This window comes from Streptomyces sp. WI03-4A, from assembly GCF_033792105.1.
Classification (GTDB): Bacteria; Actinomycetota; Actinomycetes; order Streptomycetales; family Streptomycetaceae; genus Streptomyces; species Streptomyces collinus_A.
This window is the reverse complement of record NZ_JARAUO010000004.1, coordinates 203,627-227,033: the sequence shown is the minus strand read 5'-3', so window position 1 is coordinate 227,033 and position 23,407 is coordinate 203,627. Positions and strand designations below refer to the sequence as shown.

The 23,407-nt window shown below is 70.2% G+C and carries 21 protein-coding genes and 1 pseudogene; 13 read left to right on the top strand and 9 right to left on the bottom strand.

Annotated features, from left to right (window positions below; genetic code table 11):
* The first annotated feature begins 264 nt into the window (after positions 1 to 264).
* Genes kdpF through PV343_RS07330 form a run of 4 tightly spaced genes read left to right on the top strand, consistent with a single transcriptional unit; the run spans position 265 to position 4,873 of the window.
* The gene (gene kdpF / locus PV343_RS07345) at positions 265 to 354 is read left to right on the top strand and encodes a K(+)-transporting ATPase subunit F (RefSeq protein ID WP_319145948.1); all 90 of its coding nucleotides are present in this window, start codon (positions 265 to 267) and stop codon (positions 352 to 354) included.
* 8 nt (positions 355 to 362) lie between these two features.
* A complete protein-coding gene (gene kdpA / locus PV343_RS07340; protein ID WP_319145947.1) occupies positions 363 to 2,027 on the top strand; it encodes a potassium-transporting ATPase subunit KdpA in 1,665 nt (554 codons plus the stop codon).
* Complete coding sequence (kdpB, locus tag PV343_RS07335; protein WP_319145946.1) at positions 2,024 to 4,153, top strand: potassium-transporting ATPase subunit KdpB; 2,130 nt, start codon at positions 2,024 to 2,026, stop codon at positions 4,151 to 4,153. The genes kdpA and kdpB overlap by 4 nt, the downstream gene beginning before the upstream one ends.
* A gap of 3 nt (positions 4,154 to 4,156) precedes the next feature.
* The gene (locus tag PV343_RS07330; protein WP_319145945.1) at positions 4,157 to 4,873 is read left to right on the top strand and encodes a potassium-transporting ATPase subunit C; all 717 of its coding nucleotides are present in this window, start codon (positions 4,157 to 4,159) and stop codon (positions 4,871 to 4,873) included.
* A 209-nt stretch (positions 4,874 to 5,082) separates the two neighbouring features.
* Here the strand turns inward: PV343_RS07330 and PV343_RS07325 are convergent, their stop codons facing one another.
* Positions 5,083 to 5,367, bottom strand: a complete 285-nt coding sequence (locus tag PV343_RS07325; protein WP_319146034.1) for an MGMT family protein — start codon at positions 5,365 to 5,367, stop codon at positions 5,083 to 5,085.
* A 126-nt stretch (positions 5,368 to 5,493) separates the two neighbouring features.
* On the opposite strand from PV343_RS07325, the gene PV343_RS07320 reads away from it, so the two are divergent.
* A complete protein-coding gene (locus PV343_RS07320) occupies positions 5,494 to 5,703 on the top strand; it encodes a hypothetical protein (RefSeq protein ID WP_319145944.1) in 210 nt (69 codons plus the stop codon).
* Between the two features lie 80 nt (positions 5,704 to 5,783).
* Here PV343_RS07320 and PV343_RS07315 read toward each other — a convergent pair whose 3' ends face one another.
* Positions 5,784 to 7,214, bottom strand: a complete 1,431-nt coding sequence (locus PV343_RS07315) for a hypothetical protein (protein WP_319145943.1) — start codon at positions 7,212 to 7,214, stop codon at positions 5,784 to 5,786.
* Positions 7,215 to 7,469: 255 nt separating this feature from the next.
* Between PV343_RS07315 and PV343_RS07310 the strand changes: the two genes are divergently transcribed.
* Together PV343_RS07310 and PV343_RS07305 are read left to right on the top strand one after the other, a co-directional pair.
* Positions 7,470 to 9,053 carry an FMN-binding glutamate synthase family protein gene (locus PV343_RS07310; protein ID WP_319145942.1) on the top strand — a complete coding sequence of 528 codons (1,584 nt, stop codon included), beginning with the start codon at positions 7,470 to 7,472 and terminating at the stop codon, positions 9,051 to 9,053.
* 37 nt (positions 9,054 to 9,090) lie between these two features.
* On the top strand, positions 9,091 to 10,854 hold the full coding sequence (locus PV343_RS07305) for a thiamine pyrophosphate-dependent enzyme (RefSeq protein WP_319145941.1): 1,764 nt from the start codon (positions 9,091 to 9,093) through the stop codon (positions 10,852 to 10,854).
* A 110-nt stretch (positions 10,855 to 10,964) separates the two neighbouring features.
* Here PV343_RS07305 and PV343_RS07300 read toward each other — a convergent pair whose 3' ends face one another.
* The 5 genes from PV343_RS07300 to PV343_RS07280 all read right to left on the bottom strand — a co-directional run bounded on the left by PV343_RS07300 (position 10,965) and on the right by PV343_RS07280 (position 14,951).
* Positions 10,965 to 11,876, bottom strand: a complete 912-nt coding sequence (locus PV343_RS07300) for a GlxA family transcriptional regulator (RefSeq protein ID WP_319145940.1) — start codon at positions 11,874 to 11,876, stop codon at positions 10,965 to 10,967.
* Between the two features lie 10 nt (positions 11,877 to 11,886).
* Positions 11,887 to 12,486, bottom strand: coding sequence for an isochorismatase family protein (locus PV343_RS07295; RefSeq protein WP_319145939.1), 600 nt, complete (start codon positions 12,484 to 12,486; stop codon positions 11,887 to 11,889).
* Between the two features lie 284 nt (positions 12,487 to 12,770).
* Positions 12,771 to 13,364: a VOC family protein gene (locus tag PV343_RS07290; protein WP_319145938.1), complete on the bottom strand. Its 594-nt coding sequence runs from the start codon at positions 13,362 to 13,364 to the stop codon at positions 12,771 to 12,773.
* Between the two features lie 169 nt (positions 13,365 to 13,533).
* Positions 13,534 to 14,205 carry a DUF6082 family protein gene (locus PV343_RS07285; RefSeq protein ID WP_319145937.1) on the bottom strand — a complete coding sequence of 224 codons (672 nt, stop codon included), beginning with the start codon at positions 14,203 to 14,205 and terminating at the stop codon, positions 13,534 to 13,536.
* 356 nt (positions 14,206 to 14,561) lie between these two features.
* Positions 14,562 to 14,951: a hypothetical protein gene (locus PV343_RS07280; protein ID WP_319145936.1), complete on the bottom strand. Its 390-nt coding sequence runs from the start codon at positions 14,949 to 14,951 to the stop codon at positions 14,562 to 14,564.
* Positions 14,952 to 16,065: 1,114 nt separating this feature from the next.
* On the opposite strand from PV343_RS07280, the gene PV343_RS07275 reads away from it, so the two are divergent.
* The 6 genes and pseudogenes from PV343_RS07275 to PV343_RS40355 all read left to right on the top strand — a co-directional run.
* Positions 16,066 to 16,497: an Hsp20/alpha crystallin family protein gene (locus tag PV343_RS07275; protein ID WP_319145935.1), complete on the top strand. Its 432-nt coding sequence runs from the start codon at positions 16,066 to 16,068 to the stop codon at positions 16,495 to 16,497.
* 524 nt (positions 16,498 to 17,021) lie between these two features.
* Positions 17,022 to 17,459, top strand: a complete 438-nt coding sequence (locus PV343_RS07270; protein ID WP_319145934.1) for a DUF2267 domain-containing protein — start codon at positions 17,022 to 17,024, stop codon at positions 17,457 to 17,459.
* Between the two features lie 363 nt (positions 17,460 to 17,822).
* Positions 17,823 to 18,293 (top strand): hypothetical protein, encoded by a 471-nt coding sequence (locus tag PV343_RS07265; protein WP_319145933.1) that lies wholly within the window; start codon positions 17,823 to 17,825, stop codon positions 18,291 to 18,293.
* A gap of 209 nt (positions 18,294 to 18,502) precedes the next feature.
* Positions 18,503 to 20,557, top strand: a complete 2,055-nt coding sequence (locus PV343_RS07260) for a hypothetical protein (RefSeq protein ID WP_319145932.1) — start codon at positions 18,503 to 18,505, stop codon at positions 20,555 to 20,557.
* Between the two features lie 37 nt (positions 20,558 to 20,594).
* Positions 20,595 to 20,729, top strand: coding sequence for a PQQ-binding-like beta-propeller repeat protein (locus PV343_RS07255; protein ID WP_319145931.1), 135 nt, complete (start codon positions 20,595 to 20,597; stop codon positions 20,727 to 20,729).
* 60 nt (positions 20,730 to 20,789) lie between these two features.
* A pseudogene (locus PV343_RS40355) lies at positions 20,790 to 20,873 on the top strand (hypothetical protein); the annotation flags it as partial.
* Positions 20,874 to 20,989: 116 nt separating this feature from the next.
* Here PV343_RS40355 and PV343_RS07250 read toward each other — a convergent pair.
* Both PV343_RS07250 and PV343_RS07245 read right to left on the bottom strand, forming a co-directional pair.
* A complete protein-coding gene (locus PV343_RS07250) occupies positions 20,990 to 21,616 on the bottom strand; it encodes a hypothetical protein (protein WP_319145930.1) in 627 nt (208 codons plus the stop codon).
* Positions 21,617 to 21,920: 304 nt separating this feature from the next.
* Complete coding sequence (locus tag PV343_RS07245; protein ID WP_319145929.1) at positions 21,921 to 23,336, bottom strand: hypothetical protein; 1,416 nt, start codon at positions 23,334 to 23,336, stop codon at positions 21,921 to 21,923.
* Positions 23,337 to 23,407 lie beyond the last annotated feature (71 nt).

The window sequence follows — 23,407 nt, the reverse complement described above, 5'->3', positions numbered from 1 at the left end:
TTCACGCGCCCATCATCGCCGATCAGAGCAACCTTCTGACCGGTACGGATCAAGGACCGTAAGAGTCCCGTCAAAGGCGACGGGGTGGCCGTAAGGAGGCCGTCAACGGACGGCCAGAACCGGCCAGAGGCGCGCTTTCCTCTTACCTGTCCGATGCAACCGCACCTCACTCCAGGAGTTCACGATGGCCGATCTGGCCTTCGTCGTCACCGTGCTCGCGGGCTTCGCGCTGGTGGCCCTCGTCGCCAAGGGGGTGACGAAGCTGTGATCGCCGAGAACATCGTCGGCCTGGTCGTGGCCGTCGCCCTGCTGGGCTATCTCGTCCTCGCCCTGATCTTCCCGGAGAGGTTCTGAGCGCAGACATGGGTTCCGTACTTGCAGGCGTGCTCCAGCTGCTCGCCCTGATAGCCGCTCTGGCGCTCGTCTACGTCCCCGTCGGCACCTACCTGGCCAAGGTCTACTCCTCCAAGAAGCACCTCCGGGTGGAGAGGTGGATCTACAAGGCCATCGGCGCCAACCCCGACTCCGAGATGACCTGGCCCGCGTATCTGCGCGGTGTCCTCGCCTTCTCCGCCGTCAGCGTGCTGTTCCTGTACCTGCTGCAGCGGCTGCAGGGTGTGCTACCCGGCTCGCTCGGCTTCTCCTCGGTCAACCCGGCGCAGTCGTTCAACACCGCCGTGTCGTTCGTGACGAACACCAACTGGCAGTCGTACTACGGCGAGCAGACCATGGGTCACGTCGTGCAGACCGCCGGCCTCGCCGTGCAGAACTTCCTCTCCGCCGCGGTGGGTATCGCGGTCGCGGTGGCGCTGGTGCGCGGCTTCGCCCGCTCACGCACCGGTGAGCTGGGCAACTTCTGGGCCGACCTGGTGCGCGGCACCCTGCGCGTCCTGGTGCCGATGGCCGCGGTCGCCGCGGTCGTCCTGGTGGCCTGCGGAGTGATCCAGAACTTCTCCGGGATCCACGAGGTCGGCCAGTTCCTGGGCGGCTCGCAGCAGTGGAACGGCGGCGCGGTCGCCTCCCAGGAGGCCATCAAGGAGCTCGGCACCAACGGCGGCGGCTACTTCAACGCCAACTCCGCCCACCCCTTCGAGAACCCGACCCCGTTCACCAACCTCTTCGAGATCTTCCTGATTCTGGTGATCCCGTTCTCGCTGACCCGCACGTTCGGTGTGATGGTCGGCAGCGTCAAGCAGGGCTACGCGATCCTCGCCACGATGTTCACCATCTGGCTGGGCTTCACCGCCCTGATGATGTGGACCGAGTTCGCCCACCACGGCCCGGCGCTCCAGGCGGCCGGCGGCGCGATGGAGGGCAAGGAGGTCCGCTTCGGCGTCGGCGGCTCTTCCCTCTTCGCTGTGGCCACGACCCTCACCTCGACCGGTGCGGTGGACTCCTTCCACTCGTCCTTCACCGGCCTCGGCGGCGGCATCACCATGCTGAGCATGATGCTCGGCGAGATCGCGCCCGGCGGCACCGGCTCCGGCCTCTACGGCATCCTGATCATGGCAGTGATCGCCGTGTTCATCGCGGGTCTGATGGTCGGTCGTACACCCGAGTACCTCGGCAAGAAGATCGGCGGCCGCGAGATGAAGCTCGCCGCCTGCTACATCCTGATCACCCCCGCCCTGGTTCTGGTGTTCACGGCCGCGTCGATGGCGCTGCCGACACCGCCGCACTCCATGCTCAACTCCGGCGCGCACGGCTTCTCCGAGGTGCTGTACGCCTTCACCTCGGCGGCGAACAACAACGGCTCGGCCTTCGCCGGCCTGAACGCGAACACCGACTGGTTCAACACCATGACCGGGCTCGCGATGCTGCTCGGCCGCTTCCTGCCGATGGTCTTCGTCCTGGCCCTGGCCGGCTCCCTGGCCGGACAGCAGCCGGTCCCGGTCACCGCGGGCACCCTGCGCACCGAGAAACCGCTGTTCACCGGCCTGCTGGTCGGCGCGATCCTGATCGTCACCGGTCTGACGTACTTCCCGGCCCTCGCCCTGGGCCCGCTCGCCGAGGGGCTGGCGTCATGACGACCCGAACGGAACACCACGAGGACGAGATGTCCACTCCCACCCTTGCGCCCCACCCGGACGCCCCGACCGGGCACAGGCCCGCCGAGGGCCGTGTCGGAGCGGGCCTCTTCGACCCCAAGTCGCTGCTCAGCTCGCTGCCGGACGCCTTCCGCAAGCTCGACCCGCGGGTGATGGTCAAGTCGCCCGTGATGTTCGTGGTGTGGATCGGGTCGGTCCTGACCACCGCCTTCTCCTTCCAGCACCCGGGTGACTGGTTCGGCTGGACGATCAGCGCCTGGCTGTGGCTGACCGTGGTCTTCGCCAACCTGGCCGAGGCGGTCGCCGAGGGCCGCGGCAAGGCCCAGGCCGACACCCTGCGCAAGGCCAAGACCGACACCGTGGCCCGCCGCCTGAGCGGGCACGGTGCCGAGGAGGAGGTCCCCGGCACCGCGCTGACCATCGGCGACCTGGTGGTCTGCGAGGCCGGCGACGTCATCCCCGGCGACGGCGATGTCATCGAGGGTGTCGCATCCGTGGACGAGTCGGCCATCACCGGCGAGTCCGCCCCCGTCATCCGCGAGTCCGGCGGCGACCGTTCGGCGGTCACGGGCGGTACGAAGGTGCTGTCCGACCGGATCGTCATCAAGATCACGACGAAGCCCGGCGAGACCTTCATCGACCGGATGATCAGCCTGGTCGAGGGCGCGGCCCGGCAGAAGACACCCAACGAGATCGCGCTCAACATCCTGCTCGCCTCGCTGACCGTCGTCTTCCTGCTGGCCTGCGCCACCCTGCCGCCGCTCGCGGACTACGCGGGCACCCACCTGACCATGGTCGTGCTGGTCGCTTTGCTGGTCTGCCTGATCCCGACCACCATCGGCGCGCTGCTCTCGGCCATCGGCATCGCCGGCATGGACCGGCTCGTGCAGCGCAACGTGCTCGCCATGTCGGGCCGTGCGGTCGAGGCGGCCGGTGACGTCTCCACCCTGCTGCTGGACAAGACCGGCACCATCACCCTCGGCAACCGGCAGGCCGCCGAGTTCCTGCCGGTGCGCGGCACCACCGACGCCGAGGTGGCCGACGCCGCCCAACTGTCGTCGCTCGCCGACGAGACTCCCGAGGGTCGCTCCGTCGTCGTCCTGGCGAAGGAGCGGTACGGGCTGCGCGCACGCCACCAGGGCGAGCTGGCCGGGGCCGAGTGGATCGAGTTCACCGCCCAGACCCGTATGTCCGGTGTCGACGTCGACGGCCGCAGGATCCGTAAGGGCGCCACCGCCTCCGTCATGGCCTGGGTCGAGGCGCGGGGCGGCGAAGTAGCCGCAGACACCCAGGCGTTGACCGACCGTATCTCCGCCGCAGGCGGCACCCCGCTGCTGGTCGCGGTCGAGGACGCCGACGGCGCCCGCGTACTGGGCGTCATCCACCTCAAGGACGTCGTCAAGGACGGCATGCGGGGGCGGTTCGATGAACTGCGCCGCATGGGCATCAAGACGGTCATGATCACGGGTGACAACCCGCTGACCGCGAAGGCGATCGCCGAGGAGGCGGGCGTCGACGACTTCCTCGCCGAGGCCACTCCCGAGGACAAGATGGCCCTCATCAAGCGGGAGCAGGCCGGCGGCAAGCTGGTCGCGATGACCGGTGACGGCACCAACGACGCCCCAGCCCTGGCCCAGGCGGACGTCGGCGTGGCGATGAACACCGGCACGTCGGCCGCGAAGGAGGCCGGCAACATGGTCGACCTCGACTCCAACCCGACCAAGCTCATCGAGATCGTCGAGATCGGCAAGCAGTTGCTGATCACCCGCGGTGCGCTGACCACGTTCTCCATCGCCAACGACGTCGCGAAGTACTTCGCGATCATCCCGGCGCTGTTCGCGGCGGTCTACCCCGGCCTGGACAAGCTGAACATCATGCACCTGTCCTCGCCCGACTCCGCGATCCTGTCGGCCGTCGTCTTCAACGCGCTGATCATCGTCGCGCTGGTGCCACTGTCCCTGAAGGGCGTGCGCTACCGGCCGATGAGCGCCGACAGGATGCTCCGCAGGAACCTCGGGATCTACGGCATCGGCGGCCTGATCGCCCCCTTCATCGGAATCAAGATCATCGACCTGCTCATCTCCCTCGTTCCTGGAATCGGCTGAGCCATGAACAACTCCTTCGTGAACACGGCCCGGTTGCTCGGGGCGGGCCTGCGCGCACTGCTCGTACTGACCCTGGTGACGGGCGTCCTCTACCCGCTGGTCGTCACCGGCATCGCCCAGGGGCTGTTCGGCGACAAGGCGAACGGTTCCGAGATCAAGGCGGACGGCAAGGTCGTCGGCTCGTCCCTGATCGGGCAGTCGTACGACCTGCCGCTGAAGAAGGGCCGGCAGACCCCGGAGCCGGACCTGAAGTGGTTCCAGGGCCGCCCGGCCAACGGCCTCGGCGGCAACAGCCTGAACACGCGGTACAAGCTGATCCTGTCCGGCGCGACCAACCTGGCCGCCGACAGCGGCGCGGTGAACGGCAGTTGCCCGGCCAAACCCGACGACGGCACGCTCTGCGCCCAGGTGCTCGCCGCCAAGGCAGCCGTCGTCAAGGACAACTCGGTACCCGGCTATCCGGTCACGCCGTCCCAGGTGCCCGCCGACGCCGTCACCTCCTCCGGCTCCGGCCTGGACCCGGCCATCTCCCCGGCCTACGCCGAACTCCAGGTCCACCGGGTCGCCGCGAAGAACGGTCTCTCCGTCACGCAGGTGGAGAAGCTGGTCAAGGACCACACCCAGGCCCGTTCCCTCGGCTTCATCGGCGAGCCGCGGGTCAGCGTCCTGCAACTCAACATCGCGCTGAGGGAGCTCACGGCGAAGCGTGGACGGTCTTAGGCGCTCCACGAGGGAGCCGGCGGCCCGGGTGACATCCCGGTTCGCCGGCTCCCGCCGCCATGACACCCTCCTGCGCCGGGCACCCGTACTCGCCCCCGCGGAGACGGCGCTGGCTTCGGTCGCGCGGCAGCCTGCGGCCTCGCCGAGGCCGTCGGTGGCAGTCTGCACGTCGAGGACACTCCGGGGCGGTGGCCTCACCATGGTGCTCGTCACGACGTCCAGGGGTGGCGTGCACGGGCCATGTCCACCCGCGCCCCGCGCATGGGCGTCCCCTCGTCCTGCAGAAGGACCGGCGCCCGCCCACCGTGGCAGGAGGGTGGCGTCCCGTCCGCGTACACGACACGCCACCACGGCACGTTCTCGTCGAGCAGGCTCATGGCCCGTCCCACTTGGCGCGCACCGACACCGACCCTTCGGCCGACGTCACCGTAGGAGGCCACGGCACCAGCGGAGATCGAACACACTGCCTCCCGGACGTCGTCGACGCAGGTCACGGCACCTTCCAGGATCGCACCCGACAGCCCCGTCACCCGAATGGCGCAACATGGCGTGCCACCCACATGGGTGAAGATCAAGCTGGCTAGTGCCCCAACCGAGGCAATCCGTGAAAGGAAAATCGAATGCACATTCGACGAATCCTGGCCGCCGCCCTTGCCACGGCAGCCTTCGCTGGGCTCGGCCTCACAGGCGCAGCCACCGCCACCGCCGCCACCGCACAGGGTGCACCGACCTTCGTCACCCCTTCTCAGTGCAAGCAGGGCGGCGGAACGGCCGATCTGACGGACAACACCTGCAAGGGCGGCATGTACGACGGGCAGAAGATCGACTAGCCCTTATCAGCCCCCACCAGGCGCCCCGCAGCCACCCGCCGCGGGGCGCTCCCGCACGAGAGCGGGCGCCTGCCGGACCGTCAGAGGTGCCCGGCCCGGCGGGGGTCGCCCGGCGTGTGGTGCTCGTGGCAGGTGAGGGTGGTCAGGTCGGCGGCCGTGTGCGTGGTGCCGTCGCCGCCTCCGGTGACGGTCGCGGTGTTGATGACCTGGACGGTGCTGTCACCACCCCTGACGCGTGCGGCGTTCCTGGCCCTGGGGTACATCCGGCAGTCGGGGTAGACGGTGAGGACGATGGGCGGGTAGCTGCTCCCGACGGCCAGCACGTCACTGCGGGTGCAGGTCAGGGTTGCCTGGCCGCAGGTCCAGCCGGTGCCCCCGATCGAGGCGGGGACCAGTTCCGGGGGAAGGGTGTCGGTGACGGTGACGGTGCTGCCGTCGGTCGGACCGGGACCGTTGTTGCTGACTCGGATCGAGTAGGTGCCCTGGTAGCCGTCGGTGAACGTGCCCCGGTGGGTCTTGGTGACGGTCAGGCTGGGGGGAGCGACCGTGTAGGAGATGGTCACCTGGCCGTTGTGGTCCGAGGTGCCGATGGTCGACGGGGCGTAGGTGGTACCCGTACCGGTGGCGAAGCTGCTGCCCCCGCCGCCGCCCGCGCCGGAAGCCTGCCCGGGGGTGACGGCCGTACTGGCACCGCCGCCGCCGGCTCCGAAGTAGCCGCCCCCGCCGCCGCCACCGGAGCCCGAATTACAAGTGCCGGTGTCGTTACCGCCGTTTCCGCCCTTGCCCACCGTCGGACCGGAGGAGCCTGTGCCGTTGCCTCCGGCGGTGCCGGTGCATCCCCCGAGGGTTCCTCCGCCCGCTCCCCCCGTGCCGAACGCGCTCTGGGTGCCGCCCGCGCCCCCCAGGCCGCCGACGGCATTGGTCCGAGTGGGGGATCCGTCACCTCCCTTTGCACCACTGGGCACCCCACCGTCACCCCCGGGCGCGCCGGTGATCGGGCCGTGTTTCGAGCCTCCGCCGCCTCCACCGCCTGCTACGGCCTGGAGCGCGCCGCCCGTGCTGACGCTGGAGGCTCCGCCTCCGCCGGCGCCGTTGCTGGCGTTGTCGGTGTTGCTGCCGCCCGTCCCGCCGCCGTTGTACCCGCCGGCTCCTCCGGTGCCGCCGTCGCAGCCGTGGCCGCCGGCGCCGCCGACGTTGATGGTGTAGGTGGTCGACGCCGTGGTCTGCGGCAAGGTGGTCACCACCCGCGCGCCCGTACCGCCCGTGGCGGAGACCTCGCACGATCCGCCACCGGCGCCGTCGGCGGTGATGGTGACGGTGGCTGCGGCGGGGACGGTGAGGGTCTGCGGGGCCCCGGTGTAGGTGAAGGTCTGGCTGACGGGGGCCGCTGCCGCTCGTGCCGGGGGCGCGGCCATGGCCGGGAGGGAGAGCCCCGTGACGACGGACAGGACCGCTGCTCCCAGTGGCAGCCAGGTCCGCGGCCGCGCTGCGAGCGCGCTCCTGCCTGCCACCGGACCGTTTGGCGCCCCGACCTGCATCTCGCGTGAAATCACTACCCCTCGCGCTCGGACAGGGGCTGCCCCGTGCGCCGTCGACGGGTGGCAACCCACCACTAGGCATCACTCCGAGTAATGCCTAGTCACTTTATGTGAGAGGTCTGTGAAATGATGATCGACACTCCGCGCGGGCATCGCCGCCCGCCGTGCTTGAGAGGTTCTTGACACAGCCGTAGGACTGAAGAGCGAACACACGGCAACGAGCAGGTCGTGACACGCATAGCAATCGTCGCCCTGACCCTCGTCGCAGGTGTGCTCGGCGCCCTGGCCTCGGCCTGGCTCTCTCCCTGGTGGCTGTCCGCCGCCGTGCCGCTGGTCCTGCTGGGGCTGCTGGGCGCCTGGGACCTGCTGCAACGCAGGCATTCGGTACTGCGCAACTATCCCGTCCTCGGCCATGCCCGCTTCCTCATGGAAGCCATCCGCCCGGAGCTGCAGCAGTACTTCATCGAGCGGAACTACGACGGCCGCCCCTTCGACCGGGACGTGCGCAGCATCGTCTACGAGCGCGCCAAGGGCACCGACGCCGAGGAGCCGTACGGCACCGAACGGGACGTCTACCAGCCCGGCCACGAGTTCCTCGTACCGTCCATGGCACCCTGCCCGGTGCCGAAGTCCCCGCCGCGCGTACGGATCGGCGGCCCGGACTGCGCGCGGCCGTACGACATGGCGCTGCTGAACGTGTCGGCGATGAGTTTCGGCTCCCTGTCGGCCAACGCGGTCCTGGCCCTCAACGGCGGTGCGGCGGCAGGGGGGTTCGCCCAGGACACCGGCGAGGGCGGCCTGTCGGAGTACCACCTGCGACCGGGGGGCGACCTCGTCTGGGAGATCGGCACCGGGTACTTCGGCTGCCGGACCCGGGACGGCGACTTCGACCCGGCCGAGTTCGCCGACAAGGCAGCGCACGACCACGTCAAGTGCGTGTCCCTGAAGCTCTCGCAGGGCGCCAAGCCCGGCATCGGCGGTGTGCTGCCGGGCGCCAAGGTGAACGCCGAGATCGCCCGGGTCCGGGATGTACCCGAGGGACGCACCGTCGTCTCCCCGCCGTACCACCGGGTGTTCTCCACCCCGCGGGAACTCGTCCGCTTCATCGCCCGCATGCGCGAGCTGTCCGGCGGCAAGCCGGCCGGGTTCAAGCTGTGCGTGGGTTCGCGCCGGCAGTTCCTGGCCGTGTGCAAGGCCATGCTGGAGGAGGGCACGACGCCCGACTTCATCGTGGTGGACGGCGCCGAGGGCGGAACCGGCGCGGCACCGCTGGAGTTCGCCGACCACGTCGGCACCCCGCTCACCGAAGGCCTGCTCACCGTGCACAACGCCCTCGTCGGCACGGGCCTGCGCGACCGGATCAAGGTCGGGGCGAGCGGCAAGATCGCCACCGGCACCGACCTCGTCAAGCGCCTGGTGCAGGGCGCCGACTACGGCAACGCGGCGCGGGCGATGATGTTCGCCGTCGGCTGCATCCAGGCGCAGCGGTGCCACACCAACACCTGCCCCACCGGCGTCACGACCCAGGACCCGCACCGGGCACGGGCCCTGGACGTGCGGGACAAGGCGCCGCGCGTCCAGCGCTTCCAGGAGGCGACCGTGGCCAGCGCACTGCAGATCATGGCCTCGATGGGCGTCACCGACCCCGCCGAGCTGCGCCCGCACATGCTCCGCCGGCGCATCGACCCCATCACCGAACGCTCCTACGACGAGTTGTACGAGTGGCTCGAGCCCGGGCAGTTGCTCGCCGAGTCGCCGGCCGCCTGGGCGGCCGACTGGAAGGCCGCCGACCCCGACCGTTTCACCGTGTGACCCCAGGAACCCAGGACCCCACCCTAGGAGGATCTACGTGCCCCGTACCGTTGCCCAAGTCATCGTGGACGCGCTGAGCGAACTGGGCGTGCGCCAGGTGTTCGGCGTCGTCGGAGACGCGCTCAACCCGCTGACCGACGCCATCCGCACCACCGACGGCCTGGAGTGGGTGGGCTGTCGGCACGAGGAGGCGGCAGCCTTCGCCGCGAGCGCCCAGTCGCAGCTCACCGACACGCTCGGCGTGTGCATGGGCACCGTCGGACCGGGTTCCGTGCACCTCCTCAACGGGCTGTACGACGCGGCCAAGAGCCACACCCCGGTGCTGGCCATCGCCGGCCAGGTCCCGCTCGCCGAACTCGGCAGCGACTACTTCCAGGAGGTCGACAACGACGCGCTCTTCAGCGACGTGGCCGTCTTCCGCGCGACCGTCACCTCGCCCGACCAACTCCCGCAGATGCTGGAGACGGCCGTGCGCCACGCACTGGGCCGCAAGGGCGTCGCCGTCCTCACCGTGCCCGGCGACCTGGGCGAGCGTGAACTGACCACCGGCCGGCCGGCGCGATTCTCCCTGAACGCTCCGCTGAGCCGGCCGGAGGAGTCCGCCGTCCGCCACGCGGCGGACCTCCTCGACCGCTCCGAGCGCGTCACCCTCCTCGTCGGCCAAGGGGCCCGGGCCGCCCGGCAGGACGTTCTCGCCCTCGCCGACCGTCTGGCCGCGCCCATGGTGCTCACCCTGAAGGCCAAGGCCGGTTTCGAAGGTGACACCAACCCCTTCCAGGTGGGACAGACGGGCCTGATCGGCAATCCCGCCGCGGCCAAGGCCCTCCAGGACGCGGACACCCTGCTCCTGCTCGGCACGGACTTCCCGTACCGGGACTGGTATCCCGAGGGCCGGACCGTGATCCAGGTGGACACCGAGGCCACCCACATCGGACGCCGGGTACCGGTCGAGGTCGGGCTGGTGGGGGACACCGGCGCCACCGTACGCGACCTCCTGAACCACCTCACCGCCCCGTCCGCCGGATCCGCCGAAGCACGTGACCGCTCGCACCTGGAGAAGGCGCGTGAACGCTTCGACCAGTGGCGCGCCGGTCAGGCCCGGTTGGCCGACCCCTCGCACGACAAGGGCGTCGTGGGGCGCATCCGCTCCGCGCTGGACAACCGCGCGCACGACATCCGTCCCGAGGCGCTGGCCGCGGCCGTCGACCGGGTGGCGGCGGATGACGCCGTCTTCACCTCCGACACGGGCATGGCCACGGTGTGGCTCTCGCGCTTCGTCGAAATGCGCGGCGAACGGCGCCTCATCGGCTCCTACAACCTGGGTTCGATGGCCAATGCCATGCCGCAGGCCCTGGGCGCCCAGAGCCTGGACCGTGAACGACAGGTCGTCGCCTTCTGCGGTGACGGCGGACTGAGCATGCTCCTCGGCGACCTCATGACCCTGAAGACGTACCGGCTGCCCGTCAAACTCGTCCTCTTCGACAACCGCCGGCTGGGCATGGTGAAGCTCGAACAGGAGCAGGCCGGCCTGCCCGAGTTCGGCACGGTGCTCGACAACCCCGACTTCGCCGCCGTGGCCGAGGCCATGGGCATCACCGGTATCCGCGTGACCGACCCCGCCGACGTGGAGAATGCGGTACGCCGCGCCTTCGACAGCCCGGGCCCGGTACTGCTCGACGTGCTCACCAACCCCGACGAGATAGCCGTCCCGGCCAAGCCGACGGTCGAGCAGGGCTGGGGCTTCGCAGTGGCCAAGGTGAAGGAAGTCGTGCGCAGCCACGGAGAGACGGACGGCAACTGACGGTTCCGCTCGGGTCGTTCCGGCCGCGGCCGCTGCCGCTGCCGCTTGCGCCGCGTACGCACCTCACAGTCGCCGTGAGGGGTACGGCGCTCGGCGCGCGCAGTTGGGGGTCAGTGCTCGCGGGCTCGTAGGCGGCGCAGCATGCGGGCGTCCTCGAAGCCGACCGCGCGGGCGGCGGCGTCGACCGTCGCGCCGTGGCTGATGAGGTGCTCGGCGCGTTCGAGACGCAGGGTCTGCTGATAGCGCAGGGGGGTGAGGCCGCCGGTGGCGCGGGTGAAGAGGCGGGTGAGGGTGCGTTCGCTCACTCCCACCGTCGCGGCCAGGGTGGACAGGGGCAACGGTCGGTCGAAGCGGGCGTCGATCAGATTCTGGGCGTGGTGCACGGTGTCGTCGAGGTGGGAGCGGTACCGGAGCATCGCGCTGGCCTGCGGCTCGTGGCCGTTGCGCCGCGCGTAGACGACCATGTCCCGCGCCACTTGGGCGGCGACGGCGGGGCCGTGCCGGGTGGCGACCAGGTGCAGGGCCAGGTCGATCCCGCTGGCGATACCGGCTGAGGTGACCACCCGGTCGTCGGCGGTGTACAGCACATCGCGGACGACCGTAGCCCGGGGGTAGCGGCGTGCGAGTTCGTCCTGCACATCGTGGTGGGTGGTGCAGCGGCGGCCGTCGAGCAGGCCGGCCCGGCCGAGCGCCTCGGCTCCGGCGCAGACGCTGGCGATGGTCCCGCCCCTGGCGTGGTGGTCCCTGAGGGCCTGCAGAGGAGCCGCGCCGATGTCAGGGCTGTCGACGAGGGCGAGGGACCGCCAGCCGGGCACCACGATCAGGTCCTCGGGGTGCAGGTCGGGCCAGTCGAGCCGGGCCACCAACGGCAGGCCCTGGGCGGTGGGGACCACAGGCTGCTCGGCGATGTAGCTGAGCGTGTAGGGGTGCCCGAAGTCGCAGGCCGTGGAGAAGACCTGCGCGGGGCCTGCCAGGTCCAGCAGATGCACTCCGGGCACCAGGAGAAAGACGATGTGGTTCACGATCCGGTCATCATGCCCGAAGCCCGGCCTCCGTCTCCAGTTGCCCGACGGTGGTGATGGTGGCGAAGCGTCCCGCGAGGGCGTACTCGGTGCGCCTGATGATCTCCTCGGCGCTCAGGGTACGGGGGTCCGCCAAGAGCTCGGAAACGCTCTGGTCGGCGGGAGCGTCACGGTGCGGGATGGGGTTGGTCGCGGTGGCGTCGACGACGAACGCGACCCGGTAGCCGAGGTCGCTCGCCACGCGCGTGGTGGTCTCGACGCACTGCTCGGTCCTTATGCCGCACACCGTGAGCTCCCGGACGCCGTGTGCGGTGAGCAGCTGCTGCAGGTTGGTGGTGGTGAACGCGTTGTGCGAGGTCTTGTGGATCAGTGGTTCCGTGTCGAGGCGCTTCAGCTCCTCCATCAGCCGGACGTGGCCGAGGGCGGGGTCGAAGACATCGCCGCTGCCGGGCTCCGAGTGGAGCACCCACACCACCAGGTCCCCGGCCTGGCGGGCGAGCCTGACCAGTCGGTCGACCTGGTCGGCGATCTTGGGGTTGGAGATGGTCTCCCACAGCGGGCGGGCGCGGAAGGATTCCTGGACGTCGATGACGATCAGTGCTCGGGTCATGCCCCCAGCCTGACCGGTGGGCCGGGGCCGGCGGCAGGCCGCATCGCGTCCAGGTCCGGAACGATCTGGTCACGGCCGCCGACGCGTCTGCTCGCTGCGTACCAGCCACACGGTCCCGCAGGCGCGCCCTCCGCGCACCTTGTTCGTGTACGGACTACCGGTCGCCTGGGACCAGCGCCGGCCGACGGCCGAGTTGCGCAACGAACGCCGGCCCGGCCGGGACGGTGCGCACCGGCAGCAAGCATGCTGAGCGGTCCGTGCAACTGATGCTCGGAGCTCGCGCGTCACCGCGTGACGTGGAACTCGTTGCCTCCTGGGTCAAGGAACTCCCCAGCTTCTCCGGAGGGTCGAGTGACCTCCAGCCGCAGCCTGTTCCGTGCCTCCTTCGGCGCCGCGGGCGGCCCCATCACCAGTGAGACCGTACTGGCGGGCGTCCGGCGCAACCGGACGCCCCAGTCGTGGGACTCGACGGCATGCCAGTCGGCCTGGGACTGCCAGAAGGCCGACTGCGCGGGGCGGTCCTGCTCCGTGACGTCGAGGCAGATCGCGACGAGGCCGGACTCGGCGAGCACGCCCGGGTGGCCGGGACGCAGCACGCAGAACTCGTTGCCCTCCGGATCGGCCAACACGTCCCACGCGACATCCCCCTGGCCGATGTCGGCGCGTGTCGCACCGAGTGCGAGCAGCCGCGCCACCTCGTCCTCCCAGTCCGGCCCCCCGGCCAAGTCGAGGTGGAGCCGGTTCTTGCGAGCCGTCCTCGGCTGCGCGGCCGGCACGAACCGCAGCCGCAGGCCGCCCGTCCGACCGCGCGTCGCGGCCAGCCAGAAGCGGTTCATACGCGCGACATCCAGCGCGTCGATCACGATCCCGGTCAGCATCCTGGTTCCTTCGAAGCCGTCACGATCACTCAGCAGGGTGTCCCTTTGCCTGGGCGGACGTTGGTCTTGTCGTTACCCTTCCGATGACCCGGAGGATTGCCCAGCCCGCCTGCGCGTCCGCCACAAGCCGATGGCGGCATCTGTTCGACGCGCTCGTCCACCAGCGCCGCTACGGCATCGTCTCGAAGTAGTGCGAGGAAGCGACCGGGGGACCGCCGGCGACGGCGATGGTGTACCGCTCGTTGGCGATCTCCGCGAACGAGCGTCGCTTCGGGTCATCGGAAAGCTCGGCTGAAAGCAGCCACCCAGGGCCACCGGACACCCAGTGCTCGCGTGCTATCTCACCCCGGAAGTGGCCGTCGAGCATGTCCCGGAGCGCGGTCTCGCCGAGGTTGCCGAGTCGGAAGTCGGACTCCCAGTTGGTGACGATGAGATTGGTGAAGAGGATCTGCTTCCGCCGGGTGGCTGTCATCGGCGTACTCGGCGGCTCCCAGCACGGAAGGAGCGCGGGGTCGTTGAGCGCCAGAATGATCAGCTCTCGATGCGCATCGCGTCGCGCGGCTTCCTGCGCAATCTGTGTCTGCCGGGCCTGGTACCACAGAGAGGCAGCCACTCCAGCCAAGGCAGCTGCGGAGAAGAGGACGGAAAGGGCGCCGTAGGTCTGGCTGACGCTACTCAGTCGTCCCCAGTCCAAACCATCCGGAGCCAGCACGCTCAGGATGAAGGGGGTTGCGAGGATGAGCGCCAGGGTTGAGAGGACGCTGGAGGCGACGACGAGTGTGCGGGTGTTCCGTGATGACCTTTCCCGAAGCCTGAGCATGCGCCCCCCGATGTCTGTCACTTCCTGATCTGCACATGGTGGCTATGGTGAGACCGCCGATCAATGGGGCGGTGCCCGCCGCTTACGGGGGAGTGTAGGCAGGCACCGGACGTGAGCGGCAGGTCGCCAGGCAGGTGGGGAGCCGCCCGTCCAGATGAGGCGAGCCCCTGAGATCATCGTTCCGGCGGTGCCGGCCGTGCTGCCGAGTCAGTGCACGTCCAACCGGACGATCACCACGTCATCGACCAGTTCAGCCCGGACCGGACGAGTTGCCGGGTCGGCGATTCAGGCACACGTGAACGCAGGCGAACGAGCCGGCGCACTTCCCTGGATGATCAATTCCAAGGGGTGCCCGCGGAGGGTGCGGGGGTGGGCGGTCAGGCGTCGGGGTCGACTTCGGGGTGCGTGAACCGCACGGGCTTGCCCAGCGACCGGGCGTAGGCGATCTCGGCTCGGGTGCTGTCTCCGATGTAGTCGCCGACCACGAGCACCTCATCAGCGAGCCGGATCTTCGCTCGGTGCAGATCGTCGAGTCGAACCTTCAGTGCCTCGGCCTCGACAGGATCGGACCACAGTTCGTGCGGCGACTTCATGTCGCAACCCGGCTTGACGACAATCTTTCCGGCCTTGGTCTCCCGCAGATCGGCCTCGGCCATCTCCGTCATGAAGCGGGTGGAGCCGCAGATCACGACGATACGCGGGAGGTTCAACTGTGCCTTCGCGTAGGCGAGTCTCTCCTCGGGGGTGAGCGGTTGCGAGTATGACACTGGTTCCTCCTGGTGGTGTGGCCCGAGGGGTGCCTGCGGAGACGGGTGTCCAAGATCGTCTTATCGATCAACGAGACAATCAAGGAGCAGCTTGACCTCATACGGCACCGGGGGCGCAGATCTCGTCGTCCGCAGCAGGCGGCGCAGGCACTGACAGACATCGGCCGCACCATCGGGTAACCATCGGGTCTTCTGCGTTCCTACGGTGCGTCCGGGGGCGGATGCAGGTTCCTCGCGTGACCGGAGGAAGAGTCGGCCGGGGCCGTGCGCCACGGTCCGTCGTGTTCGGGCGGGGCCGACCACGGCCCACCCAGGGCCGGTGTGGGATGTCGTCGACCGCGTGCCGGTGGGCGCGCCACCGACCGCAGCGGTTGGCGACCAGCGGCGGTAAGAGTTCCAGACGTCGCCACTTCGCCTCTGCCTGATTCGGTCAGCACCTGCGATGCCACCACGCCAACTCCGAATCCGCCATGGGTTCGTGGTGCGTTCGTCTGAGTAACACCTCGTCCAGACGCTCCACCTTCACCCGCAGCTCAGCGGCGGCCCTCGGCGGCAGCATGAACAGAGCCTCTTCCAGCTTGTCCCGGGCCCAGCCCTCGCCACAGCATGGACAGGTGAGCTCGGTCTCTGCCCGCCTCCACCGGCGTTCGGTGCCGTGGACGCGCACCGACCACACGCTCAGCGCGGTAGACACCATGCCCGGCGTCAGCCGGTCCCGCTCAAGGACGCGGACGGCTGCGTTCGTTGCCCCCGACAATCCAGGGACATCGCGATAACGCACCCGGGAACTCCTCCAGCCACGCCCCCGCAACCGAAGTGAGGCTGGCGTTCTACGCGGCACGGCCCCTTCGCATATCCCTCATGGAAGGCATGCTCCCACAGCAAGATCAGCCAGGTCGGAGGGGTTCGGTCGTGCGGCGGGTGGGGGAGGGCCGCAGCCTCGCCGGCTGGGGGCGAGGTGGGCGCGGTTGTCCGGCGCCAGGCCGCTGGTCTGCCTCGATGTGTCATCCTTCCGACGACGCCATGTTTGTCATCCATTGGATGACGTGCTACAACGGTGTCTGTGAGCGCATTGGCAGCAGTTACTGCCTGACTCTTCTGGAGGTGTTGTCCGATGTTGATGCGCACCGACCCCTTCCGTGAGCTCGACCGGCTGGCCCAGCAGATGATGGGCCCGGGTACCTGGTCGCGGCCGTCCGCGATGGCGATGGACGCCTACCGCGAGGGGGATGAGTACGTAGTGGCCTTCGACCTGCCCGGCGTCAGTCCCGAGGCGATCGACATCGACGTCGAGCGGAACATGCTGACCGTGAAGGCCGAGCGTCGGCCCGCGGCGAAGGCGGACAACGTCCAGATGGAACTCTCCGAGCGGCCGCTGGGCGTCTTCTCCCGCCAGATCGTGCTGGCCGACACCCTGGACACCGACCGCATCGAGGCCGACTACGACGCCGGGGTGCTCACCTTGCGGATCCCGATCGCCGAACGCGCCAAGCCCCGCAAGATCACCATCGGCGTGGGATCCGACCGCAAGGAGATCACCGGCTGAACCCGGGCGGCCAGGGCCGCCGCCCCGCGCCGCAGGACGTGCGCCTGACCGCCCCAGTGCTGGTCCTCTCGCGCCCGGCCGGCCAATGGAAGCAGCAGAGGCCGAAGACGCTGAAGCTGGGCGGCCGGCCGGCGTGGCTGGGTGACGGCGCACGTCTTGCGCGCGGTGCGGGAACGCGGCCGTACGGCAGCCGGCGCCGTGACGCGAAACCACACGGCCCATGCGTGGCCGCATCGAGGACCGGACGACGGCGGGCCGGTCCGAGGCTTCGCCGCCGCAGGCTCACCATCGCCGAATGGTCACCGGCGCCGCGGGCGGAGTGCGCCCGCCACCCACCCATGCTTCCCGCAGACGCCTCCAGGTGGCCTGCTCCCGCTCTCAGCAGGGTGTCCGCGCTATGTCGGCTCCCTGCCCTCCGCCCCAGGTGTCCCTGGACCACTCCACCTGATCACCCGTTCCCGGTGCCCGTGCGCTCCGCCGGGCACCGCCCATACCGCCCTCGGCGAGAAAGGCGACGTCCAGCAGTGATCTCCGACCAGCGTGCCCCCCTCCAGCAGCTGCCTGCGATGACGTATGAGCAGATGGTGGAGAAGGTCCGCTACGAAGGCGCCTACCCCACCAGGGAGCGGGCCGAGGAAGCCGTCCGCCTGGTCCTGGCGGGACTGGGGCGCCAGGTGACGGGCGACGAGCGCGTCGACTTGGCCGCCCGTCTTCCTCTGGAAGCTGCACGTGTCTTCACCGGGCAGATCCCCGACACCGAGCCGCTGACCGGCTGGGCCTTCGTCAAGGACCTGGCCACCCGGGCGCGCGCCCCCTTGGCCACCACCCGCTGGGACACCGGGTCCGTCCTCACCACCGTTGCGACCCTGGCCGGCCCCGACCTGCTCACCCGGGTCCTGGCCGGGCTCCCCGGCGGCTACGCGCTGCTGTTCGGGCGGGCCGAACTCACCCCGGCCGCGTGACCTCCGGGGCCGGGGGAGGAGCGAAAGCCCTTCCCGGCACTGACCTGGCCAGGCGCCGCTCGACCACGGGAGACCCCGCCGCTCCCGTGCCAGCGCCCAGCACTTGACCGGGGCCTCGCCTCAACGTCTTACCGGGAGCGAGGAACGCCGTGCAGGCCGGGCTGTCGGCCGGCTGGGTGCTCGACAGCAACGGATACGAGACCCTCCGGCCCGCGTGCGGCTCGGCCGTCCCCGAGGGGTCCGCCCTCGGGCCCGCCCCAGGTGAGGCCCGGCTGCGAACCCGTGACACAGGTGGAGCGGCACCACGCCAACACCGTTGTGGCGCAGCGCCCTTGAAGATGCAGGGCGCGGCTAGGATGGGTCATGAATTCGAATTCCATGCATAATGCAATCGGTTGGGCACGGCGACGCTCAGCGGTTCTGACCGCTCTGCTGGGTGCGGCGGCCCTGGGATGGGCCGCGATCGCGCTGAGCGTGCATACGACCGGCTCGGCGGCACCGGAGCCCGACAGTGTGACGGATGCCGACCTGGCCCGGCTGGGCGCCGCTGTCATGACGGGCATCGCGATGGTGGCCGCCGGGCTGTGGTGGCGCCACCGGACGGTCATACGTCGGCCGGGGTACGGCGGTGGCTGGGCCCGAGGGGCGTTCGCCGTCTCCGCCGTCCATTCGGTGTTCGTCCTGCCGGTGATCGTTCTGGCTTCCTGGGAGTGGAAGGTCCCTGCGATCGTGTTCACGAGTGTCCTGCTTGCTGCCGGAGTGCGGGAAGCCGCCGGGGTGCGCGAGGCCGCGAGCGTGGCCGCCCCGGCCACTGAAGCTCTCGGCATGGGGTGAAGGGTTTCTCGCCGGCGGGCGGGTCCCGGTGGCACATGGTGCTCCCATCGCCCCCGGGGGAGGGCCCTCGCCAAGCGTTCAGGCGCACCCGCCGAAGGAACAGCCCGCAGCAACATCAAGGGCCCGTCGATCGGAAGACGAGCTGAGCGAAAGGCCGCCGGACACCAAGCATCCTCCTGGTTGTCAGTGCCGCCTGCGAGACTCGTCGCATGATTCCGAAGCTGCCCTTGGACAGCCCTCGTTGGCGTGATCTTGACGGTGTGAAGGTCGAGGAGTTGCAGGTACTCCTGGAGCAGTTGGCCTCCGCGGCTGCCACCGGAGGCGGCGACGCGTGGCGGCGGACCTGGACGGACCTGTCCGGCGGCCTGATGGACGACGGAGTCGTCGCCGACGGGGCCTATGCGGCCCTGCCGCATCTCGTCGAGGCGGCAGCGGTCCTGCCTCCGGGACAGACCGTGGACTTCTGGGTGGATCTCGGTTTCATGGTGACCGCCGACTACCGGCCCCCCGTCCCGGCCGATCTGGAGGCGGGCTTCGGCGCCGCACTGCGGCTGGCCGAGCGGGCGGCCACCCGAAGCCTCCTCGGCGCTGGTACTCCAGGGCAGCTCTGTGCCCAACTTGTCCTCGCCTGCGTGGCCTTGGCCGGCCACCACATGGGCGAGGTGCTGTGGCAGTACCCGGACCACCAGGAAAGCGGCCTGCTGTTGTCGTGTCCCGCATGCGGCAGCGACACGGAGACCCCCGACTTCCTCGTCGACTCGGCACGTCCGCCTCTCGAGGCTCCGCTGCTGCCCGAAGCCGCCCAGGCCCGGCAAGAAGGGCATCCCTGGGGAGAGGTCGCTGCCGCCTTGCGGGAGGAGGCGCTGGGGGAGGGCTGGGAACCCTTCCTGAGGGTGGCGCGCGACGTCGCGGTGAGGGGGGTGCCCCCCGAAACACCCGGACAGGCCGTCGTGTGCCTGGTCGCCGGGATGGTCGCGGTCAGGGGCACCCCGCAGCGGGCCGCAGGGGAACTGGCCCGCCGACTGATGTCGCTCACCGGGCACTTCCGCTGCTGGGACTGCGAGCGGACGTGGACGATCGCGGACGGCCTGGCGGAGAACCCGGACGGCCTGGCGGAGAACGCGGACGGTGCGCTCTTCCCACACCCTCCAGCTCGGGCGCGGACGGACTCCGACGGGTCGGCTGCCGGGGCGGAATCAGCGACGTCCGGACGTACCAGCCGAGCGGCGACCCGGTTCCGGCAGGAGGAGAACGCGGTGGTCGCGGCCGACGGCACACCGTGGGGCTGGGTATCGGTGTTCTCCGATACCGTGCCCGGTTCGTCCGGGGGCGTCGACGCCCTGGCGGTGGTCTCCCACCCCGATCGGCCGACCCTCGTGGCCGGCGGCGGGGGCAAGGGCGTGGTGTGCCTGTGGGACGTGACCGACGGCCGACTCGTCCACGACCCGCTGCCAGGACATCCTGACGCCGTCCGCTCGATGACGACCCTGCCCCTGCCCGACGGCCGCGTCCTCGTGGCAAGTGGAGACGACAGCGGGAAGATCGCCGTGTGGAACCCTCTCACCGGGCAGCCGGTTCGCGAACCTGCCGGTGACTGCCCCGGCGGGGTGACCGCGATGTGCACCGCTGCAGTCCCCGACGGCCGCACCCTGCTCGTCACCGCCACCCCACGAGGCGCCGTCCGGATGTGGGAACCGGACAGCGGTGAGTGCGTCGGGCGCCTCAACCCCTACGGCAGCCCGATCCGGTCGGTCACCGCCGTCCCGATCTCCGCCGACCACACGCTGATCGCGGCCTCGGACACCGCGGGCCGCGTTCACGTGTGGGATCCAGCCGTCGACGACCCCTGGGACCGCGGCGCGGCCGTGCAACTGAACGCACGCGCGCTCGTCGAAGCCGACCACCGAGTGACGGCCGTGGAGGCCGTCCTGGCACCCGACCGAACCATGCTGGCCACCGCGGACGACCTCGGCGTCGTCATGCTGTGGGATCCGGCCACCGGTGACCCGGTGGGCGATGGTCTGCCCAGCTCCACAGGCACCGCCGGCCCGCCGCTCATCACCGCCGCCGCCCCGCACGGCGGCCGCACGGTCCTGGTCACCGGCACCCGTCACGGTCACCGGCTGCGGGTGTGGGAACCGGAGACCGGCGCGGTGCGGCACATCGCCTTGGACGTGTCGCTCACCTGCCTGGCCACCGCCGGCGCGGACCTGATCGTCGGACACGACCGCGGAGTCCTCAGCCTCCCGCTCACCGGACAGTGAGCCCGAGCGGGAGCCGGAGCGCGGGCAACGACCGGCGATGGCCGACGGCACGGGGCAGGTGAAGACCTACGCCTCACCCCACACCGCACCGGTGGTGGCCGACGGCACCGTCTACGTCGGCCGTGACCGCGGCCTGATCGCGGTGGACGCCGTCAGCGGGGAACAGCGGTAGCAGCGGACTTTCGCCGATCCGACCTGGTCCACGCCCACGGTCGTCGAGGGGGCCGCGTGCATGGGCAGCAACGGCTGGTACCTGTGGGCCGTGGACGTGGCCACGGGGGAGGAACGCTGGAAGCAGGAGACCGGAGCCGCTCAGGAGTCGTCGGCGGCGGTGGCGGAACCGGTGGGGAGACATGAAGGACACCGTCCGACCTCCCACCTCAGCCCAACGGCGAAAGGACGAGACAGCCCTGGTCAAGACCGTGTGCGGCGTCAGTCGTTCATCTGTTCGTCGGTAACCGAGCGGCGGCCTCCGTACGAAGTGACCAATGCGTCAGCGACGGCCGCCGCGTCCGTGTCGGCTATGTCCGCCGGGTACTCCGGCAGCAGGTCGTCCCAAACGGGCATCCACGACCCGTACAGCTGGGTCTGCCCCTCGGGCCGGGCGAAGAACCAGATGTGCAGGTGTGCGGCTCCGTCCCCGATCCGGTAGACGTGCGCTCGGGAGATGTGCGGTAGTGCCTGCACGTGGCGCACGATGTGCGTGGTGAGCACGCCGAGTTCGGCGGCCATGTCGTCGGACAGATCCGCCATGTCGTAGTGGTCGCGGGAGTACAGCATCAGCACCAGGGGCACACCGACGCCCGCGACCCGGGCCAGTCGCCAGCGTTCGTTGAACCAGATGCCTTCGTCTCGGGCGCGGCACACGTCGCAGTTCGACGGATCCTCGCCGTGCCGCTCCGGCTCGGGCAGAACGGGTGGCCGCAGCGGCGCGACGCGAAGTCCATCGGGTTCGAACGGACTTATGTCCCAGCTGGTCATCCGCGCCAACGGAAGTCGAACCTCACCATCGGCTGCCGCACGGGCGTGGTCGTAGAACTCATCGGGTCGCATAGCCATGATCGGAGACTAACGTGGACCGCGGGCGACCTGAACGGGCGGAGCGGCGGGCGTCGGCGTGAAGCGACGCGGACCTCATCGGGAACGCGTCGGGGACGGCAAGCAGACGTCGGCGTCCAACGCCACCTCGACCAGGGGACGTTGGCGCACAATGGCGTAGCTGGGCGGAAGGCGGTGCCTACCTGTTCCGGCACCAGGGGCTCGTCCGTGATCTCCGCGATCCATCTCAGCAGCACCGCGGCAGTATCGCTGCCGATCACGGGGCCTCCCAAGGAGACGTCCTGCCTTGCGCCTCCGACGGTGCTCAGCTGCTCACGCCGGCCGCCCATTTGCGTCTGCGCAGCACGTATTCGCTGAAGAGGTGTCGGCTGCGGTCGAGGAGCTGCTCCACTTCCGCCTCGCAGCCTCGTACGTCCGCTGACGGACGCCAGCGCTGCACGGACTGCCCGGCCCAGGTGCGCAGCTTCGGATCCGGGTCATCCAGGAGACCGACCGCCGCTCGTAGCGCCACGATGCCGCCGCGTGCGTCGAGCAGCCGGAACGCGCCGACGCGGACGTGCCGGGGCCGCTCGGAGTCGGTGCGCCGCAGCAGCCAGTCGGCGGGCTGATCCTTTGCCGAGGGCAACAGGGCGACGGCCGTCTCTCGGACAACGGCGGCGGCCGGGTCGTCGAGAAGCGGCCGCAACTGCTTCGCATCCACGCAGTCCAGTTCCCGCAGCCCTGCCACCGCCCGTGCTCGCACCCCCGCCGCCTGGTGCGCGAGCAGGGGACGCAGCAGTGCGGCGTCCGCGCGGGTCCCGCACTCGGCCAGCCCGATGACCGCACCGGGCGGCAACGCCAAGGCGCCGGGTGACGAGCACCGATCGCGGTACCAGGCCACCGGATCACCTCCGTGCTGGCGTACGACGTATCGGGCGCAAGCGCGCACGAGCGCGGAACGGTCACTGAGAAACGACTCCGCCTGCTTCGACCACCCCGCCCGCCGGAGTCCGGTGACGCCGGCCGACCGGGTACGCGGGTTGCGCGCTGACAGCAGCGCAGGCAGCACGTCCTCGTACGCTCCTTCATGTCCGAGCGCCGCGAGCGCCGCTGTGGCGCACAGGTCCTGAACCACGGTGTCCGCGTCCAGGGCAGCCGCGCGGGCGAGTTCAGCCGGACTGAGCAGCCGGCCTTCTACGGCCAGCCGGTAGGCGAACCGCCGGACGATCCGGTCGGGATCGCCGAAGAGAGGAGCGAGCTGTCCGTGGGATGCCTGACGCAGGACCCGACCGAGTACATCGACGCCGAAGGCACCTCTGTCGCGGCGGCCCACGCGGAGGATGAACGGAGCGAGGCCGACGGCAGAGTCCACATCCAGAGCCTCGCCCAGCAACTTCCGGGCCAGCTCGCGCACGGGCCCGGCCCAGTCGGCACAACGGATCACGATCAGCGGCAGCAGACCGGGGTGGCGAACCGACTGCCGCAACGCCTCCTGGCGGATACGCCCGTCGCGGTGACAGAGGGCGAGCGCGAGCCGTGACTCGCCGAGCCGGCTCAGGTCGGCAGGCAGTGGGGCGGAGTGCTCCCACTCCGGCACGAACGGCTTGCGGTACCAGGCCACCTCACGCACTCCTGCGTCCAGCGCCATCCAGTCATCGGGGTCAGCAACATCAAGCGTGCTGCGAAGCGGCGCGTCTCCCGCCAGCCGTATCGCCGCCGCTGCCCCGTCGTCCCCAAGCATTCTCGTCCCCTCCAGTCGCCGTACCGGGCGATCGTAGGGTGCGGGCTTCGAACAGGGCACGCATTTATGGC